The 1,891-nt window shown below is 56.9% G+C and carries 1 protein-coding gene; it reads right to left on the reverse strand.

The annotated features are described in order from the left end of the window. Positions 1–1,891 (reverse strand): HsdM family class I SAM-dependent methyltransferase (locus ACOCD2_RS18245; RefSeq protein WP_419625865.1); only part of this gene is annotated, 1,891 nt, incomplete at both ends.

Genomic DNA, 1,891 nt, shown 5'->3' on the forward strand with positions numbered 1-1,891 from the left:
GCTTGTGTTGATAAAAGTATCTGTTGAAGCTGATCTCGTAGCCGATCTTGGTGGCGCCGAGATTGATCCAGGCTTCATCCACGTGCGGACGAACCTCGCGCAGAAAATAGGCGTGGATATCCTCTTTCAGGGGGACGTTTTCGGTATCGCGCAGGTCCGAGTCGGTCTCGTACTCGATGTACTCGCCCGGGGTGTCCGTTGGCCAGTAGCCGAAATCGGTCAGCATGCCCTGCTCGCACTGAAAATCGCCAAACGACAGCGATTCGAGCACTTTTCCCAGCTTGTTGCCCTTGAGCCTGTGAATCTTCTTGATGACCTTTTCAGCCTGGTCATCCTGCCAGCTGACCGCATTATAGATCTGGTTCTTCTCTGATGCGGTCAGTTTGGTCCCGAGCGATTTAAGGTTTTCTTCGACCAGGGAGCGGAAGACATTGAAATCCATGTACAGGTCCTGACCGACGGCTTGCATGAGCTGTTCGGCGGTCTGCATCAGCTCGCGCTGGCTGCGCCAGGCCTTGGGGTCGAGCAGGAGTTTCCTGTTGCGGGCGGTGATGCCGATGTCTTCCCGGTCGATATGATCCTCGATGGCCTGTTTGTGGGATGCCAGCTCATCGTAGATGCCGTCGCCCCATCGCCCGTAGGCCCATTCCATCAGTTCTGCCACGGCGGGGATAAAACGCAGGGTGGCAACCCGTTCCGGGGTGAACTGCGCGGCCTTGCGGCTGGGCCGCTCGACGGTGACCTTGTAATAGCCGAAATCCTCGTTATCGAACACCTTGGAGATGCCGTCATTCGGCATGCTGGCGTGCAACTCGACAATCTGTTGGATGTGCTCGGGCGTGAGCTCGCAGTTCTTGTTACCCAGGTTCTTGCGCAGTTTCCGGTAGAGCTTTGAGGCATCGATCAGTTGCACCCGGCCCCTGCGGTTGACCGCCTTGTTGCTGCTCAGTAACCAGATATAGGTGGTGATGCCGGTATTGTAGAACAGGTTGTTGGGCAGCTGAACGATGGCTTCGAGCAGGTCGTTCTCGATGATGTAGCGGCGGATGTTGCTCTCGCCACTGCCCGCGTCGCCGGTGAACAGGGCACTGCCATTGTGGACTGAGGCGACCCGGGAGCCCATCGGGCTGTCTCTGGTGGTCTTCATCTTATCCACCATCTCCATCAGGAACAGAAGCTGCCCGTCCGAGGAGCGTGGCGTCGCAGGCACGGCCTGCTCGTCTCCTCGGAAATCGCTCAGGACCACCTCAAAGCGCGGGTCCAGGATCTCTTTGCCATCCACGATGGCCTTGTGATCGGCTTTCCAGGATTTGCCATAGGGAGGATTGGAGAGCATGAAATCGAAGCGCATCCCGGCGAATTCATCCGTGGCCAGGGTCGATCCGTTCTTGATGTTCTCGGGATTGTTGCCCTTGATCATCATGTCGGACTTGCAGATGGCATAGGTTTCATCGTTGATTTCCTTGCCATACAGAAATACCGAATCGGGTTTTACCCGGAAAGGGCCTGCCGGGTCTTCCAGATAGTTCTGAGATTCGGTGAGCATGCCGCCGGAGCCACAGGCCGGGTCATAGATCAGCATGGTGGGCGGCAGCTGGCCTTGTACCGGGTCGAACAGCAAATGGGTCATCAGATGAATGACCTCACGCGGGGTGAAATGCTCACCGGCCTCTTCGTTGTTTTCTTCGTTGAACTTGCGGATGAGCTCTTCGAAGACATAGCCCATGCCCAGGTTGGTGAGCGGTGGCAGTTTGCGACCATCGGGGTCTGTCGCGGCAACGGGCGACAGGTTGATGTAGGGTGAGGTGAACTTGTCCAGCACATCGTAGAGCACATCTTTTGCCGCCATGTGCTGCGCCTGGCTGCGCAGCTTGAATTTGTCCACGATTTC

It is taken from the genome of Thiolapillus sp., from assembly GCF_048562965.1.
Classification (GTDB): domain Bacteria; phylum Pseudomonadota; class Gammaproteobacteria; order Chromatiales; family Chromatiaceae; genus Thiolapillus; species Thiolapillus brandeum_A.